The organism is Pseudomonas sp. AC463 (assembly GCF_979253585.1).
The window spans coordinates 1-328 of the sequence record NZ_CEEDDZ010000322.1; the positions used below are offsets into that span (position 1 = coordinate 1).

General features: G+C 69.8%; 1 protein-coding gene. It reads left to right on the forward strand.

What is annotated here, in order from left to right; translation table 11 throughout:
- Window positions 1-16: 16 nt before the first annotated feature.
- The coding region (locus tag AC0IYH_RS30335; RefSeq protein ID WP_471837847.1) for an alpha-hydroxy-acid oxidizing protein at window positions 17-328 on the forward strand (312 nt) is incomplete at its 3' end.

Here is a 328-nt window from a genome sequence, read left to right on the forward strand (position 1 = left end):
GTATGGACGAACTGGAATTACGGGCGGAGGCGACGATGACGCCCGAGGCGTTCGGCTATCTCCGCTCCGCCGGCGCGGAGGCGACGGCCCGCGCCAACAGAACGCGCTCGACGCGGTGAAGCTCGTCCCCCGCATGCTCCGCAACGTGGCGAAACGCGATCTGGCGGTGGACCTGTTCGGCCGCCGCCTGCCGGCCCCGGTGCTGCTCGCGCCGATCGGCGTTCAGGACCTGGCGCACCCAGACGCCGACCTCGCCACCGCCAAGGGAGCGGCGGCGCGAAATGTGCCGATGATCTTCTCCAATCAGGCTTCGGTCGCGATGGAGGAC